Consider the following 15,763-nt stretch of genomic DNA (forward strand, 5'->3'; position numbering starts at 1 on the left):
CGTGTCGCCGACGGTCAGGACGGCCAGGCGCGGGCCAGCAGGTCGCGGGTGTCGTGCAGCAGTTGCGGCAGGACCTTGGTGCGGCCGATCACCGGCATGAAGTTCGCGTCGCCGCCCCAGCGCGGGACCACGTGCTGGTGCAGATGTGCGGCGATGCCCGCACCGGCCACCCCGCCCTGGTTCATGCCCAGGTTGAAGCCGTGGGCGTTGCTCACCTTGCGGATCACCCGCATCGCGGTCTGCGTGTACGACGCCAGCTCGGTGGTCTCCGGCACGTCCAGGTCGGTGTAGTCGGCGACGTGCCGGTAGGGGCAGACCAGCAGATGCCCTGGATTGTACGGATAGAGGTTGAGCACCACGAAGACGTGCTCGCCGCGGGCCACCACCAGGCTCTCCTCCGGCGGCAGCTCGGGGCCCCGGCAGAACGGACAACCGGTCGGCTTCTCGTAGCCCTCGGCCGGGCGGTCCTCGCCGGAGATGTAGGTCATCCGGTGTGGCGTCCAGAGCCGCTCCAGGCCGTCCGCCATGCCGCCGATGTCCGTGTGCTGTTCCTCCCCTGTCACGAGCCGATCCTACGGAGCACCTGAGGCGCGCCGCGACACCTGTCGGACGGGAAAACGTCACCCTGCAAGTTCTTGACGGATCAATAGCAAGACCTGAAGATTCCATGCATCCAGAAACTTCCATGCGTTGATGGAGGGTTACATGATCCGACGGCTCGGCCGGCTCCTCGCGGCACTCGCCCTGACCGCCGCCACCACAGTGGCCGGCATCACCCTCACCGCCGGCGCCGCCCAGGCGGACGGCTGCTACACCTGGGGCCGGACCCTGTCCCAGGGGGCATCCGGTGAGGACGTCCGGCAACTCCAGATCCGCGTCGCCGGCTACCCCGGCTACGGCGCGGTGCTCGGCCTCGACGGCGCGTTCGGCCCGGCCACCCGGTCGGCGGTGATCCGCTTTCAGCAGGCGTACGGGCTGCCCGCGGACGGGATCGCCGGGCCGCAGACGTACAACCGGCTCTACGCCCTCCAGGACGACGACTGCACACCGGCCAACTTCAGCTACGCCGAGCTGAACAAGTGCAACAGCGACTGGTCCGGTGGCGCGGTCTCGGCGAGCACCGCCCGCGCCAACGCGCTCGTCTCGATGTGGAAGCTCCAGGCCATGCGGCACGCCCTCGGTGACGTGTCGATCGTGATCAGCAGCAGCTTCCGCAGCTACGCCTGCAACAGCGCGGTCGGCGGCGCGTCGAACAGCCGACACCTGTACGGCGACGGGGTCGACCTGGTCGGGTCACCGTCGTTCTGCCGACTGGCCCAGCAGGCCCGCTACCACGGCTTCGGCCAGATCCTCGGCCCCGGCTACCCGGACCACAACGACCACACGCACGTCGCGGCGGTAGGCGGCTGGTCGGCGCCGAACTGCGGCATCTGACGCCGGTGCGTGCCCGGCCGGTCGGCCGGGCACGCACCGGGGCGTTACTCTGCGGCGGCGGACGGACCGATGTTGGTGCGGGAGCCGACCACGTCGAGGATGTGGGTCACCGCCTCGGCGACCGGTACGCCGTTGCGCTGCGAGCCGTCGCGGTAGCGGAAGGAGACCGTCCCGGCGGCCACGTCGTCGTCGCCGGCGATGACCATGAACGGGATCTTCTGCTGCTGCGCCGTACGGATCTTCTTCTGCATCCGGTCGTCACCCGCGTCCACCTGGGCGCGGACACCCTCGGCGCGCAGCGCCGCCACGAAACCGTGCAGGTAGTCGGTGTGGTCCTCGCGGATCGGGATACCCACCACCTGCACCGGCGCCAGCCAGGCCGGGAACGCCCCGGCGTAGTGCTCGGTGAGCACCCCGAAGAACCGCTCGATCGACCCGAACAACGCCCGGTGGATCATGACGGGTCGCTGGCGGCTGCCGTCGGCGGCCTGGTACTCCAACCCGAAGCGCTCCGGCTGGTTGAAGTCGACCTGGATGGTGGACATCTGCCAGGTCCGGCCGATCGCGTCGCGGGCCTGAACGGAGATCTTCGGCCCGTAGAACGCCGCGCCGCCCGGGTCGGGCACCAACTCCAGGCCGGAGGTCGCGGCGGCGGTCCGCAGCGCCTCGGTGGCCTCCTCCCAGTCCTCGTCGGCACCGATGAACTTGGGCGAGTCGTCCCGGGTCGACAACTCCAGGTAGAAGTCGTCCAGGCCGTAGTCACGCAGCAGGTCCAACACGAAGCTGAGCAGCGTGGACAGCTCACCGGCCATCTGCTCGCGGGTGCAGTAGATGTGCGAGTCGTCCTGGGTGAGACCCCGGACCCGGGTGAGGCCGTGCACGACGCCGGACTTCTCGTACCGGTAGACGGTGCCGAACTCGAACATCCGCAGCGGCAGCTCACGGTACGACCGCCCGCGCGACCTGAAGATCAGGTTGTGCATCGGGCAGTTCATCGCCTTGAGGTAGTAGTCAGCGCCCTCCAGCTGCATGGGCGGGAACATGGTGTCCGCGTAGTACGGCAGGTGACCGGAGGTCTGGAACAGCTGCGCCTTGGTGATGTGCGGGGTGTTGACGAACTCGTACCCGGCGGCCTCGTGCCGCTGCCGGGAGTAGTTCTCCATCTCCCGCCGGATGATCCCGCCCTTGGGGTGGAAGACCGCCAGGCCGGAGCCGATCTCGTCGGGGAAGCTGAACAGGTCGAGGTCCGCGCCGAGCTTGCGGTGGTCGCGCCGGGCGGCCTCCTCCAACAACTTGAGGTACGCCTTGAGCTCGTCCCGGGTCGGCCACGCGGTGCCGTACACCCGCTGTAGTTGGGGGTTCTTCTCCGACCCCCGCCAGTAGGCGGCGGCGGACCGCATCAGCTTGAACGCGCCGATCAGGCGGGTGGTCGGCAGGTGCGGGCCCCGGCACAGGTCCGACCAGCAGACCTTGTCCTCCTTGGCGTCGAGGTTGTCGTAGATGGTCAGCTCGCCGCCGCCCACCTCCATGACCTCGTCGGTGTCCAGGCCCTCGCCCTTGACCTCGATCAGCTCCAGCTTGAACGGCTCGTCGGCCAGCTCGGAGCGCGCCTCGTCCAGGCTGCCGAAGCGGCGGCGGCGGAACCGCTGCCCGGACTTGATGATCTCCTGCATGCGCTTCTCGAGCTTGCTGAGGTCATCGGGCTGGAACGGCTTGTCGACGTCGAAGTCGTAGTAGAAGCCGTTCTCGATGGGCGGGCCGATGCCCAGCTTGGCCTCGGGGAAGACGTCCTGCACGGCCTGGGCGAGGACGTGCGCGGTGGAGTGGCGAAGCACGTTGAGCCCGTCGGGCGAGTCCAGGCTGACCGGCTCGACGACGGTCTCCTCGGCCGGCGCCCAGTCCAGGTCACGCAGCTGACCCTCCGGGTCGCGGACCACGACGATCGCCTTGGGGCCGTTCGCGGGCAGTCCGGCCGCGGCCACCGCGTCGGCCGCCGTCGTCCCGGCGGCGACGACGACGGGGTCGGCCACGGCGGGGGTACGGGGTGCGGACACGATGACTCCTCCAAGCGGTACGAAACGGTGCCGATCCTCGGCTCCTGCCGATGCTATCGGTCGCGCCGTCGCCGCCTTCCGGACGGCTCGCGTTGAACCTTTCGCGCCTCGCAGCCGAACTACCAGGTGTGGCCGGAAAACCGGTGCCGGCCGCGCGGAGACGGATGGGGGCACGAGATGGCGAGCACGCACGGCGGCGAGCGTCGACGGCGGATCGCGGCGGTGACCGCGCTGACCGCCGCCGGGCTGCTGTTCTGGTCCGGCACGGCGGACGCGGCGGACGTGACGACCACCCCGACCGAGGTTCGGCAGGGCGACGCCGTACGCCTCGAGTTCACCGTGCCGGAGGAGCGCGCCGGCACGAAGACCAAGCAGATCGAGATCCGGTTGCCGGCCGACGCGCCGATCGCCGAGGTCTACCCGATGTCGGTGGACGGTTGGGCGCCCCGGCTCAGCTCCCGCACCCTCGACAAGCCGCTGGCCGGAATCCACTCCTCCGGGGTGAGCACGGTGACCACGGCGGTGACCTGGGTCCGGGTCGGCGAGGGCGGCCCCGGTCCGGCCCGCCTGGCGCTGTCCATGGGACCGATGCCGCAGGCGGAGCGGCTCACCTTCGAGGTGGTCCAGACGTACGCCGACGGCACGGCCGTCCGGTGGGCGGACGCCACGGGCCCGCACCGGGCCCCGGTGCTGACCCTGCTGCCGGCGCTCCCCGGCGCCGGACCGGCCGCCCACGGCGGGGGCCACGGCGCCCCGGCCGCCGGTGCGCCCGCCGATCCGGGTAGCGGTGTCGACGGCGGCCCGGCGGATCGTGCGGGCGGCGCCGACGAGGAGTCCGGCAGCGCCGACGGGATGCTGGCCGCCGGCCTGCTCGCCGGGCTCGGCGGCGGCGCGGCCATCGGTTGGCTGATCAGCCGCTGGCGTCGGCGCGACCCGAACGAGGCCGCCGCACTCGCCGAGGTGACCGGGAACACGGACGAACTCCCCACCCTCGCCGAGGTCACCGGCCGCACCGCCGAGACCGCGACCCCGGCGGAGGCGGTGCCTGCTTCTCGTTGATCGACTCGGGTTTCCGGAAACCGCGGCATCCAGGTCGCGTGGACAGCCCGACTTCCGGAAACCCGAGTCGATCACGCCACGACGCCATGGCCGTCAGGGCGCCCAGGGCGGTAGTGGTTCGCGGGCGGCCAGCCACGGCTCGGGCACGCCGCCCGGGGTGCCGACGCCGGTGTGGGCAGCCACCACCGAACCGGCGATGGCGGCCGTGGTGTCCACGTCACCGCCGGCCCGTACGCACGTCCGGATCGCCGCCGGGTAGTCGTCGAGGTGGGTGGCGGCCACCCAGAGGGTGAAGCCGACGGTGTCCTGGGCGGTCATCCGGGAGCCGTTGCCCAGCGCCGCCACCACGCTGGTCAGTGGCCGGCCGAGCAGCCCGGCGGCCCGGTTCACGCTCCGGTGCACCTCGGTGCCCGGATCGAGCGCGGCGGCGATCCCGGCGAGCAGCCGCTCCGGGGCCGGCCGGTGCCCGTCGAGGCGGGACCGGGCGGCCAGCGCGGCGGCGACGGCGACCGCGACCGCCCCCGCGATGCCCTCCGGGTGCGCGTGCGTCACCTCGGCCGAGGCGCGGGCCTGCGCGGCGGCTCGGGCTGTCGAGTCGGCGAAGTACGCGCCCAGCGGGCCGACCCGCATCGCCGCGCCGTTGCCGCAGGAGCCCTGCCCGTCGAAGGCGGAGGCGGCGGCCAACGGCCATGGGGTGCCGCCGTGGATCAGCCGCAGGATCTCCGTGGCGCCGTCGCCGTAGCCCCGGCGGGGGTCGCGACGTTCGGCGAAGGCCAGGGCCAGCCGGTCCCGGTCGATGTCGCCGCCGTCGACCAGGGCGGCGAGGACCGAGCAGGCCATCTCGGTGTCGTCGGTCCACCGCCAGGGAGCCGGCGGCAGTGCGCCCTCGGCGAGATCGACGGACGCCGACGACGCGGACCGTTCGCCGAGCGCGTCACCGGTGGAGAGACCGGCGAGGCTGTCCCGGGCGAGCGCCAGGCGGGCATCGACGAACAGCGTGAAGAACATCGTCGTACCAGCTTGCCCGCTCCTCAGGCACGTCGCAACGCGATCAACTTGCCAGGCCAAGTACGGTCTTGTCGTGGCCTCCGTGCTCCTGGTCGAAGACGATCACGTCGTACGCGGCGCGATGCTGCGGTCCCTCACCGACCGGGGGCATGCCGTGCACGCCGTCGGTACGGCGTTGGACGCGCTGCGTCGGGTCGCCGCGGAGACACCCGACCTGGTGGTCCTGGACCTGGGCCTGCCGGACCTGGACGGCTCGGACGCGCTGCGGATGCTGCGCGGCATCACCGATGTCCCGATCATCATCGCGACGGCCCGCGACGACGAGCAGTCGGTCGTCAAACTGCTGCGCGCCGGTGCCGACGACTACATGGTCAAGCCGTTCACCGGGGCGCACCTGGACGCGCGGATCACCACGGTGCTGCGCCGGGCCGGGCGGGCCAGCCGGGCGGTGCAGCCGGCGGTGCACAGCGTCGGCGGGCTGCGGGTGGACGTGGGCGAGCGCAGCGCCCAGCTCGACGGGGAGCCACTGGCGCTGACCCGCAAGGAATTCGACCTGCTGGCGTATCTCGCCGCGCGACCTGGGCGGGTAGTGTCCCGCCGGGAACTCTTGGAGGAGGTATGGCGGCAGCCATCGGTCGGCGAGGACCAGACAATCGACGTTCACCTGTACTGGCTGCGCAGAAAGATGGGCGAGTCCGCGGCGAAGCCGCGCTACCTGCGCACCGTGCGGGGGGTCGGGTTCCGGCTGGTGGCGCCGGACTGAGGACGGCGCTGGCCCTGCTCACGGCCGGCATGTGCAGTCTCGTCGCGCTCGCCTTCCTGATCCCGCTCGGGCTCAGCCTGCGGGAGCAGAGCAGGGACGAGGCGATCGCCGACGCGGCTCGGCGCAGCGCGTTGGTGACCGGCGCGCTCGCGGTGAGCACCGATCCGGCGGTCGTCGAGCGTGCCGTGGTGGCCAGCGCCGAGGGGGCCCCGACCCGTCCCGTGGTGCACGGGTTGGGGTTGGACGAGTCCGCCGGTCGGGCCGGCGGCGGCGACCTGGACCGCGCCCGAGCCGACAAGCGGTCGCTGGTGGTCGACGTCGACGGCGGCGTGGTGCGGCTCGACCCGGTGGTCCTCGGTGACCGGACGGCGGTGGTCGAGGTGTTCCTGCCGGATTCGACGTTGGGCGAGGGCGGCGGCACCTGGTTGCTCCTGTTCGCGGTCGGCGCGGCGATGGTCGGAGCGGCGGTGCTGGTCGTCGATCGGGTCGCCGCCCGCGCGGTGGACGCGACCCGGGGTCTGGTCAAGGCCGCGCTCTCCGTGGGCGACGGCGATGCGGGGGTACGCGTCGAGCCGACCGGTCCCCGCGAACTGGCCGAGGCCGGGTACGCCTTCAACCGGATGGCCGACCGCCTCGACGCGGCCCGCACCGACGAGCGGGAGCTGGTGGCCGACCTGTCGCACCGTCTGCGTACCCCGTTGACGGTGTTGCGGTTGGACGCGGAGGCGTTGGAGTCCGACGACACCAGCGTGGGTTCGTTCAGTCCGGCGGAGTTGGATCGGCTTCGCGGCATCCGGCGGATCCGGCAGGCGATCGTCACCCTGGAGGGTGAGATCGACGTGCTGATCAAGACCACCCGCAAGGCGGTGGCGCACGAGGCCGGGCCGGCGATGTGCGACGTCAGCGAGGTGGTCCGGGACCGGATGGTGTTCTGGGCGGCGCTGGCCGGCGACCAGAACCGGCCACACCGGGTGAACGGCGCACAGTTGCGCATCCCCGCCCCGGTGCCGCGGGCCGAGCTGGCCGCCGCGCTGGACGCGGTGATCGGAAACGTCTTCCGGTACACCCCGCAGGGCACCGCGTTCGAGGTGGCCGTGTCGCGGCGGGACGGGTACGTGGCGATCCGGGTCGACGACGCCGGACCGGGCATCGCCAACCCGGACCGGGCGCTGCGCCGGGGCGCCAGTGACCAGGGTTCGACCGGGCTCGGTCTGGACATCGCCAAGCGGGTGGCGTTGCAGGCCAACGGTTCGGTGAGCATCGACCGCGCGCGACTGGGCGGGGCCAGTGTGGTGATGCTGCTGGCCGATCCGGAGGCGACGCCCCGGCAGGTGAGCCGTTTCGGCCTGGTCGGTCGGATGGCCCGCGACGCCCGGGACACGAAGGCCAGCGGCCGTCGCTGGCCCCGCCAGCGCCCCACCGACGAGTGACCGGCGGGCCGGTTGTGCCCCGATGCAAGTCTTCCTTAGATCGCGGTTAACGACCGAGCTGGAACGCCTGCGGGCTGACAGGATCAGAGCACGAACCCACCAGTTTCACCGGTCGAGCGCACCATGCACCCACGGCCGGTGAAGCCGCGCGCGCGGCGGGAGTCTCAGGTCCCCCCACACCCACGCTCCCGCCGCGCGCCCTGCTCTCCCCCGTCGACCGGGTCGCGTCGGGTCAGCGCGCGGTGGCGACGTACGCCTCGATCTCGGCGGTGATCCGCTGCTTGCCGGCGGCGTCGAGGAAGGATGCGCTCACCGCGTTGCGGGCCAGCCCGGCCAGGCCCTCGCGGTCGGCCCCGAGGAGTCGGGCCGCCACCGCGTACTCGTCGTTGAGGGTGGTGCCGAACATCGGCGGGTCGTCGGAGTTGATGGTGACCAGCAGCCCGGCGTCCACGAGCTGGCGCAGCGGGTGCTCGTCGAGGTCGGCGACCGCCCGGGTCCGTACGTTGGACGTCGGGCAGATCTCCATCCCGATCTGCCGCTCGGCCAGGTAGGTCAGCAGCTTCGGGTCCTGGGCGGCGGAGATGCCGTGCCCGATGCGCTCGGCGCCCAGCTCGTTCAGCGCGTCCCAGATCGTCTGCGGCCCGGTGGTCTCCCCGGCGTGCGGGACGGAGTGCAGACCGGCCGCGCGGGCCTGGTCGAAGTAGGGCCGGAACTGCGGCCGGGGTACGCCGATCTCGGGGCCACCCAGGCCGAAGCTGACCAGCCCGTCGGGGCGCTCGTCCAGGGCGATGCGCAGCGTCTCCTCGGCGGCGGGCAGACCCGCCTCGCCGGGGATGTCGAAGCACCAGCGCAGGTCGAGGCCGAAGTCGGCGAGGGCGCGCCGGCGGGCGTCCTCGATGGCCTCGCAGAAGGCCGGCGCGGGGATGCCCCGTCGCACGTGCGAGTACGGGGTGATGGTCAGCTCCGCGTAGCGGACCTGTTGGCGGGCCAGCTCCCGGGCCACCTCGTGGGTGAGTATCCAGACGTCCTCCGGGTCCCGGATGAGGTCCACCACGCTCAGGTACACCTCGATGAAGTGCGCGAAGTCGCGGAACTCGAAGTAGGAGGCGAGCGCCTCGGGGTCGGCCGGCACGGGGGTGCGCCCCTCGTGGCGGGCGGCCAGTTCCGCGACGATCCGGGGCGAGGCGGAGCCGACGTGGTGCACGTGCAGCTCCACCTTGGGCAGGCCGGCGATGAAGGTGGTCAGATCGGTCACGGGTTCTCCTGTGCATGGTCGCCGGTGTGGGCGACGAGGTCATGGTCGCCGGTGTGGGCGACGACGAAGACGCGGCGGAACGGGAAGTACACCTGACCCTGCCGCGCCGGATACGCGGCGGTGAGCCGTACCCCCAGCTCGGCCCGGAAGGCCGACCAGCCGGCGGCGTCCAGCGCGGCCCGGACCGGGCGTAGCGCGGTGCCTTCCATCCAGGTGAGAACCGGGTGCTCGGCGGCGGGCCGAGCCGGCAGCAGGTGCACGTAGGTAGTCTCCCAGGCGTCCACCGCGCAGCCCGCGGTGGTCAGCAGCGCCGCGTAGTCGGTCGGGTCGTCGACGGGGTCCGCGCGCAGCAGCGGGGCGACAGCACCGCGCCAGGTGGGCCGGTCGGCGACCTCGCGGAGCGCGCGGTGCGACGGAGCCTCGAAGTTGCCGGGGACCTGCATGGCGAGCCACGCCCCGGCGGGCAGCTCGGCGGCCCAGCGGCGCAGCAGCTCCTGGTGGCCGGGCACCCACTGCAGGGCGGCGTTGCTGACGACCACGTCCTCGTCGCCGGTCGGACGCCAGTCGCGCAGGTCGGCGACCGCGAAGTCGACGGGAGCGTCCAGGGTGGCGGCCCGGTCGATCATCTCGGGTGCGGAGTCCAGGCCGATGACCCGGCTCGTCGGCCAGCGTTCGGCGAGGGTGGCGGTGAGGTGGCCGGGGCCGCAGCCGAGGTCGACCACGGCCCGGGGTCGCGCGGCGGGGATCCGTGCGACGAGGTCGTGGAACGGCCGGGACCGCTCGTCGCCGTAGCGCAGGTAGGTCGTCGGATCCCACATCTCGCCTCCAAACCGTACGTCCGTCTTTTTTTACGGTACGGCTCGCGTGGCACCTCGGCAACCCGATCACTAGGCTCGGGGCATGGAACAGCGCAGCTTCACCCGGCTCGGCCGGACCGTCGGCGCGGTCGGCCTGGGGGCCTGGCAACTCGGCGCCGACTGGGGCACCGTCAGCGAGGCCGACGCGATGGCGGTGCTCACCGCCGCCGTGGACTCCGGAGTGACCTTCCTCGACACCGCCGACGTGTACGGCGACGGCCGCAGCGAGCAACTGATCGGTCGTTTCCTCCGCTCCCGACCCGACGCCGGGCTCACCGTCGCCACCAAGATGGGCCGCCGCGTCGAGCAGCGGCCGGAGGCGTACACCCTGGCCAACTTCCGGCAGTGGACCGACCGTTCCCGGGCCAACCTGGGAATGGACACGCTGGACCTGGTCCAGCTGCACTGCCCGCCCACCGCCGTGTTCTCCTCCGACGAGGTCTTCGACGGGCTGGACACCCTGGTCGCCGAGAAGGCCATCGCCGGGTACGGCGTCAGCGTCGAGACCTGCGACCAGGCCCTCACCGCGATCGCCCGGCCGGGCGTGGCGAGCGTCCAGATCATCCTGAACGCGGTCCGCCACAAGCCGCTGGAGCGCGTCCTGCCCGCCGCCGCGGACGCCGGCGTGGGCATCATCGCCCGGGTGCCGCTGGCCAGCGGCCTGCTCTCCGGACGGTACGACGAGCACACCGAGTTCCCCGCCGACGACCACCGCAACTACAACCGGCAGGGCGCCGCCTTCGACGTCGGCGAGACGTTCTCCGGGGTCGACTTCGCGCAGGGGCTCGCCGCCGTACGCCGGCTCGCGCCGCTGGTCGACGCGGACCGCACGATGGCGCAGTTCGCGCTGCGGTGGGTGCTGGACCAGCCGGGCGTCACAGTGGTCATCCCCGGTGCCCGCGACGCCGACCAGGCCCGGCGCAACGCCGCGACGGCGGCCCTGTCGCCGCTCACCGACGACCAGTTGACCGCCGTACGCGAGGTCTACGACGAGCTGATCCGCCCGCAGGTGCACGACCGGTGGTGACCCACGCACCCGGGGTGCTCGCATCGCGCCGCACGACCGGCGATGCTGGACGGCGGCGCGCTGCCTCGGGCAGCGGAGAGGGGAATCGATGAGGGGCTGGCTTCCACTCACCCTCGGTCTGCTGGCCGTCGTGGTCGGTGCGGTGTGGACGGTACAGGGCCTCGGTTACGTCACCGGCAGCCTGATGACCGGGCAGAGGATCTGGGCAGTGCTCGGCCCGCTCGTGTCGCTGGCCGGGCTGGTGGTGCTCTGGTTCGGTCTGCGCTCACGTCGCCGTAGCTGAGCAACCCGAACGCGTGGAAAAGCCCTGCACCCTCAAGAGGGGTGCAGGGCTTTCAACGACCCTGGCCGGATCGTCCCACTGGCCGGCGGGGGCCGGCCGTCTCACTCAGATGGGACGAACCTGCTCGGCCTGCGGGCCCTTCTGACCCTGAGCGATCTCGAACTCCACCCGCTGGTTCTCCTCCAGCGAACGGTAGCCGCTGGTCTGGATGGCCGAGAAGTGGACGAACACGTCAGCACCCCCACCATCGACGGTGATGAAGCCGAAGCCCTTGTCAGCGTTGAACCACTTCACGGTTCCCTGAGCCATGTGTATCTCCCTCTAAAAACTGGTGGCCGTGCACGCCGTCCGGCCGATTGGCCGTTTTCGAGCAGCGGCGCCTGAGGCGGCCCCACGAAGGAGACTTCTCTCAACCCACGCCATCTCTCAACAGCGTGGACCAGCAAATCACGTACGCAAAAAGTCTGTCACGACCTTCCCGACGAATTTCTCCGACATGTGACCTGACGGATGCCTCAGATCCGCTGGGTGGCGTCCGAAGCCATGCGAAAGCCCCCTTCCCATCAATGCGGGAAGAGGGCTGAAGTCGCTGTGGTCAGTCCGGCCAGGAGCCGGTCATCCGGCGTACGCCGACCGCCCCACCTCGGTCCACGGCGGCCCGGACGACCGCGAAGATCGCGCCCTGCAGCGCCGCGGCGGCCAGGATCTCGCCCCAGCCGCGATCCTCGTCGGTCGCGTTCGGCGCCTCGCCGTCGCCCGCGGTGACCTTCCAGACCTGCCGGAAGATCGCCCCGGCCACCGTGCCTGCGGCGATACCCAACAACACGCCGACCGGCCGGTACGCGACCCGGCTGATGCTCTTGCTCACCTACGCCTCCCCCGCACGATCATCAACACCACCACGGTCGCCACCGCACCGGCGGCGATGGCCGCCCACGGCACCGGGTTGCGGCGCACCAACTCACCCTTGTCGCGCACCAGCCCACCCTTCTGGTGTGCCTGTGCCCGCGCCATTCCGGCGCCCCGCACGGCCTGCCCGCGGACCCGGGCGACGGTCTGTGCCGCCTGCTCGCGCATCCGCTCCTTCGCCTGCCCGGCGGACTCCTTCAAACGCGCCTTGACGTCGGCCTTGGCGGCCAACGCCTCCATCGTCTCGCCCAACTCGACCCGGGTGCGACGGATCTCCTCGCGGAGCGCCTCCGTGTCGCCGGTCCCGTTGCCGGTCATTGCCGCCCCCTGTCCTTCACCGCGGCCGTGACAGTGTCCACGTCGGCCCGGAGGCTGCGGACCGTCGCCGCCGGCACGGGCGGAACGGCACGGCTGACCTGCTTCTTGCCCACCAGGGCGAGGATGCCGGCCACCAGGAAACAGGCCACCGCGACGATCAGCGCGGCGGCCCAGGCGGGCAACACCAGGTCGAGCAGCAGGATCGCCGTGGCGACCAACGCGCCCAGGCCGAAGAACGCCAGGGCACCGCCGCCGCCGAAGAGGCCGAGGCCGATGCCGGCGTGCTTGCCCTTCTGGGTCAACTCCGCTCGGGCCAGCGCCAGCTCGTCCCGCACGAGGCGGGAGACCTGTTCGGTGGCCCGCTGCACCAACTCGGCGGTGGAGGGCTCGCTCCCGTTGTGGGATGTGCGGGCGTTCGCCACGTCAGCCATGCTGTCCTCCTTTCCTCATCACCGCGCTGTATGCCCGGAGTCGCCGCCCGTCAATCCTAAAGCGCGCCGAGCGCCCGACCGTGCCCCTTGTCGGGACGCCGCGCCGCGGACACGCCGGTTGATGCGGTGATCGAGGCAGAGACGTCCGGCAGCACATCCCCCACCCAAGCCCGACCAAACCTCCCGCAACGGACCAGAGCCGGGTGTCGCGGCCCCACGCCCGCACCCCCGCCGACCCGCACCCGCCCGGGCCCGCACCCGCCCGGGCCCGCACCCGGCCGGGCCCGGCCCCGCGCCCAAGATCCGCGCAACATCACCGATGTTGCTGCCTCGAGCGCTTCGGAGGCAGCAACATCACCGAACTTGCGCGGGCCCCTTCAAGGGGGGCCGGGTGGGGGTGGGGGTCAGGGGCGGGTTTCTTCGGGGCCTACGAAGGCTTCGCTTCGGGCGTCGCCGTCGTCGCTGCCGCCGAAGACGCGGGCATCGTCGGGCGCTTCGGTGTCGGGGCGGCGGCGGACCGGCCGCCGCGGCTGCACCCACTGCCAGGGCAGGTTGCTGGTGGAGTCGCCCAGCTCGGTACGGATCCGGGGCATCGAGGTCGGCCGGTTGTCCCGGATCCAGGCCACCAGGTGCTCCCGCACCAGGCACCGCAGGTCCCACAGACTGCCCGCGTCGGCGGCGCTGACCAACGCGCGGACGCGGACCATCCCGCCGGTGGCGTCGGTGACCTGCAGGACGCAGACCCGCCCGTCCCACAGCTCGGTGCCCTCGACGAGGCGGCGAAGCTCCTCGCGCATGGTCTGCACCGGCACCGCCCAGTCCACGTCGAACTCGGCGGTGCCGAGCACCGCGGACTCGGTGCGCGTCCAGTTCTGGAACGGCTTGCTGGTGAAGTACGAGGTGGGCAGGATCAACCGCCGGTCGTCCCAGATCTGCACGACCACGTAGCTCAGGGTCAGCTCCTCGATGCGACCCCACTCCCCCTCGACGACCACCACGTCGTCGAGCCGGACGGCGTCGCTGAAGGCGAGCTGGAGGCCGGCGAAGACGTTGCCGAGCAGGCTCTGCGCGGCGAGGGCGGCCACCACACCGACCACACCGGCCGAGGTCAGCACACCCGCGCCGATGCCCCGTACGCTCGGGAACGTCATCAGCATCACGCCGATGGTCAGGATGACGATCACCGCGATGGTCAGCCGGCGCAGCATCACCACCTGGGTCCGGACCCGCCGGGCGTGCCGGTTGTCCGGTACGTCGACCCGGAACCGGGCCAGCGCGGTGTCCTCGACGACGACCAGCAGCGCGGCCACCAACCAGGCCACCGTGGCGATGACGGCGAGCACGAGCAGGTGCAGCACCAGGCGACGCCAGCTCTCGCCGACCGCGTACCCGGTGCTGAAGCGCACGGCGAACTGCACGGCGAGGACCGTCCCGGCGACCTGGAACGGTCGGTGCGCGTGGTCGGTCAACTCGGTCAGCAGCTGCGACCGACGGCCGAAACGCCGGGTCAGCCGGTGGACGACCTCGACCAGGAGGAGAGCGACCGCCGCCGCGACGAGCGTGGCGACGGCCGTTTCGAGATAGTTCTGCACGGCTCCGTTGCTTCCCTTCGATCAGACGTCGGGCACTCCGGGCAAAAGCCCAAGAGTGCCCGATGTCCGTGCTATCGACCAGCTCAGACCTTGCGGTACCGGGACTGGAGGAAGCAGTAGACGCCGAAGGCGGCGATGCCCAGGGCGACCAGGGTCAGCAGGAACATGCCGTACGACTGCTCGCGCAGGGTGTGCAGCGCGGCGTCCAGACCACGGGCCTTCTCCGGGTCGTAGTTGACCGCGGCCACGATGACCAGCAGACCGGCGATGCCGTACGCGACGCCCTTGGCGATGTAGCCGGCCATGCCGAGTCGGCGGGCCGACTGGCGGGTCTTCGGGCTCATCTCACCGGTCTTCAGGTGCTTCTCGAACTTCTTGCGGGCACCGTAGATGACCAGGCCGATGCCGATCGCGGCGAGCACCAGACCGGCCAGGCCGACCAGCCAACGGCCACCGCTGGAGGTCATCAGCTTTCCGGTCAGCGCCTCCTGCTGGTCGGCGCTGTTCGACCCGGCGTCCTTGAAGACCTTGAAGGCGGTCCAGGCGAAGTAGAGGTAGACGACGGTCCGGCCCGCCGAGGCGACCCGTTCCATGACCCGTTCCCTGCCCCGCTCGGCGCGGTGCCCGCCGGCGGCCTCCAACGCCTGCCAGATCGCCATCGCGAGCAGGCCGACGGCGACGGCGATGACCAGGAACTTACCCAGGGGCTGTTCGGAGAGGGTACGCAGCGCGCCGGACTGGTCGCCGTCGTCGGACGACGTGCCGAACGCGATCTGCAACGCCAACCAGGCGAAGAGGAGGTGGACGATGCCGTAGCCGATGAAGCCGGCCCGGGCGAGGAGTTCCAGCCACCGGCTGTCCGCCGTTCGGGAGGCGGTGGCTTGCGCGCTACGGGTGAGTGACATGGCGTCACAATCTCCGATTACGAAGATTCCCAAACGTCGGCCACCGCCTCCCCGCGTGAGGTCAGTTACCGGGGTTGCGCGAGACGCGGACCTTCACCTGCTGGTCGGTGACGCTGTCCAGGGTGACCGCGAAACCGCCGGCCTCGGCGGCCTGCTGGCCCATGGTCAGGGTGAGCTGCTCCCCGGCGACCTCGACGGTCACCTGGTCGCCCTCGGCGCCGACCAGTTTGGCCTCGACGCCCAGGATCGTGGTCCGGGCTTCGACACCCCGATCGAAGGTGACCGTGCAGGCGTCCACGGCGCAGTCTGTGGAGGCGCCCTGGGAGCTGCAACCGGCGAGCACGGCGAGGCCGAGCGCCAGACCGGCGAAGAGACCGGCGGCGCGGCGGACGGGGGGCATGGGCATGGTGGCGGGTCGGTTCGTCACCCCGCCAAGAG

The 15,763-nt window shown here is 71.7% G+C and carries 18 protein-coding genes; 6 read left to right on the forward strand and 12 right to left on the reverse strand.

Annotated features, from left to right (window positions below):
- Window positions 1-14: 14 nt before the first annotated feature.
- A complete protein-coding gene (locus tag O7617_RS01515) occupies window positions 15-527 on the reverse strand; it encodes an HIT domain-containing protein (RefSeq protein ID WP_282264604.1) in 513 nt (170 codons plus the stop codon).
- 178 nt (window positions 528-705) lie between these two features.
- Here O7617_RS01515 and O7617_RS01520 point away from each other — a divergent pair, with 178 nt between their 5' ends.
- Window positions 706-1,434: a D-Ala-D-Ala carboxypeptidase family metallohydrolase gene (locus O7617_RS01520; RefSeq protein WP_282260969.1), complete on the forward strand. Its 729-nt coding sequence runs from the start codon at window positions 706-708 to the stop codon at window positions 1,432-1,434.
- A 44-nt stretch (window positions 1,435-1,478) separates the two neighbouring features.
- On the opposite strand, the gene thrS is transcribed toward O7617_RS01520, so the two are convergent.
- Window positions 1,479-3,488 (reverse strand): threonine--tRNA ligase, encoded by a 2,010-nt coding sequence (thrS, locus tag O7617_RS01525; protein ID WP_282260971.1) that lies wholly within the window; start codon window positions 3,486-3,488, stop codon window positions 1,479-1,481.
- 177 nt (window positions 3,489-3,665) lie between these two features.
- On the opposite strand from thrS, the gene O7617_RS01530 reads away from it, so the two are divergent.
- Window positions 3,666-4,547 carry a DUF1775 domain-containing protein gene (locus O7617_RS01530; RefSeq protein ID WP_282260972.1) on the forward strand — a complete coding sequence of 294 codons (882 nt, stop codon included), beginning with the start codon at window positions 3,666-3,668 and terminating at the stop codon, window positions 4,545-4,547.
- 93 nt (window positions 4,548-4,640) lie between these two features.
- Here the strand turns inward: O7617_RS01530 and O7617_RS01535 are convergent, their stop codons facing one another.
- Window positions 4,641-5,555 (reverse strand): ADP-ribosylglycohydrolase family protein, encoded by a 915-nt coding sequence (locus tag O7617_RS01535; RefSeq protein WP_282260973.1) that lies wholly within the window; start codon window positions 5,553-5,555, stop codon window positions 4,641-4,643.
- Window positions 5,556-5,628: 73 nt separating this feature from the next.
- On the opposite strand from O7617_RS01535, the gene O7617_RS01540 reads away from it, so the two are divergent.
- Together O7617_RS01540 and O7617_RS01545 are read left to right on the forward strand one after the other, a co-directional pair.
- The gene (locus O7617_RS01540) at window positions 5,629-6,318 is read left to right on the forward strand and encodes a response regulator transcription factor (protein ID WP_282260974.1); all 690 of its coding nucleotides are present in this window, start codon (window positions 5,629-5,631) and stop codon (window positions 6,316-6,318) included.
- Window positions 6,319-6,347: 29 nt separating this feature from the next.
- Entirely contained in the window at window positions 6,348-7,748 is a 1,401-nt protein-coding gene (locus tag O7617_RS01545; RefSeq protein ID WP_282260975.1) for a HAMP domain-containing sensor histidine kinase, read from the forward strand.
- A 232-nt stretch (window positions 7,749-7,980) separates the two neighbouring features.
- Here the strand turns inward: O7617_RS01545 and O7617_RS01550 are convergent, their stop codons facing one another.
- Together O7617_RS01550 and O7617_RS01555 are read right to left on the reverse strand one after the other, a co-directional pair.
- On the reverse strand, window positions 7,981-9,003 hold the full coding sequence (locus O7617_RS01550) for an adenosine deaminase (protein ID WP_282260976.1): 1,023 nt from the start codon (window positions 9,001-9,003) through the stop codon (window positions 7,981-7,983).
- Window positions 9,000-9,821: a trans-aconitate 2-methyltransferase gene (locus O7617_RS01555; protein WP_282260977.1), complete on the reverse strand. Its 822-nt coding sequence runs from the start codon at window positions 9,819-9,821 to the stop codon at window positions 9,000-9,002. The genes O7617_RS01550 and O7617_RS01555 overlap by 4 nt, the downstream gene beginning before the upstream one ends.
- Window positions 9,822-9,903: 82 nt before the next feature.
- Between O7617_RS01555 and O7617_RS01560 the strand changes: the two genes are divergently transcribed.
- Together O7617_RS01560 and O7617_RS01565 are read left to right on the forward strand one after the other, a co-directional pair.
- Entirely contained in the window at window positions 9,904-10,887 is a 984-nt protein-coding gene (locus O7617_RS01560; protein WP_282260978.1) for an aldo/keto reductase, read from the forward strand.
- Between the two features lie 88 nt (window positions 10,888-10,975).
- Entirely contained in the window at window positions 10,976-11,170 is a 195-nt protein-coding gene (locus O7617_RS01565) for a hypothetical protein (RefSeq protein WP_282260980.1), read from the forward strand.
- Window positions 11,171-11,275: 105 nt separating this feature from the next.
- Here O7617_RS01565 and O7617_RS01570 read toward each other — a convergent pair whose 3' ends face one another.
- The 7 genes from O7617_RS01570 to O7617_RS01600 all read right to left on the reverse strand — a co-directional run bounded on the left by O7617_RS01570 (window position 11,276) and on the right by O7617_RS01600 (window position 15,752).
- Window positions 11,276-11,479, reverse strand: a complete 204-nt coding sequence (locus O7617_RS01570; RefSeq protein WP_030338233.1) for a cold-shock protein — start codon at window positions 11,477-11,479, stop codon at window positions 11,276-11,278.
- Between the two features lie 286 nt (window positions 11,480-11,765).
- Window positions 11,766-12,038 (reverse strand): DUF4235 domain-containing protein, encoded by a 273-nt coding sequence (locus O7617_RS01575; protein ID WP_088990412.1) that lies wholly within the window; start codon window positions 12,036-12,038, stop codon window positions 11,766-11,768.
- Window positions 12,035-12,397 (reverse strand): DUF3618 domain-containing protein, encoded by a 363-nt coding sequence (locus O7617_RS01580; protein ID WP_282260982.1) that lies wholly within the window; start codon window positions 12,395-12,397, stop codon window positions 12,035-12,037. Before O7617_RS01580 ends, O7617_RS01575 begins: the two co-directional genes overlap by 4 nt.
- Complete coding sequence (locus tag O7617_RS01585; protein ID WP_282260983.1) at window positions 12,394-12,828, reverse strand: phage holin family protein; 435 nt, start codon at window positions 12,826-12,828, stop codon at window positions 12,394-12,396. The genes O7617_RS01580 and O7617_RS01585 overlap by 4 nt, the downstream gene beginning before the upstream one ends.
- A gap of 404 nt (window positions 12,829-13,232) precedes the next feature.
- On the reverse strand, window positions 13,233-14,420 hold the full coding sequence (locus tag O7617_RS01590; protein WP_282260984.1) for a mechanosensitive ion channel domain-containing protein: 1,188 nt from the start codon (window positions 14,418-14,420) through the stop codon (window positions 13,233-13,235).
- Window positions 14,421-14,503: 83 nt separating this feature from the next.
- A complete protein-coding gene (locus O7617_RS01595; RefSeq protein ID WP_282260985.1) occupies window positions 14,504-15,325 on the reverse strand; it encodes a DUF1206 domain-containing protein in 822 nt (273 codons plus the stop codon).
- A 61-nt stretch (window positions 15,326-15,386) separates the two neighbouring features.
- On the reverse strand, window positions 15,387-15,752 hold the full coding sequence (locus tag O7617_RS01600) for a hypothetical protein (RefSeq protein ID WP_282260987.1): 366 nt from the start codon (window positions 15,750-15,752) through the stop codon (window positions 15,387-15,389).
- Window positions 15,753-15,763 lie beyond the last annotated feature (11 nt).

It is taken from the genome of Micromonospora sp. WMMD1155 (assembly GCF_029581275.1).
Taxonomy (GTDB): Bacteria; Actinomycetota; Actinomycetes; order Mycobacteriales; family Micromonosporaceae; genus Micromonospora.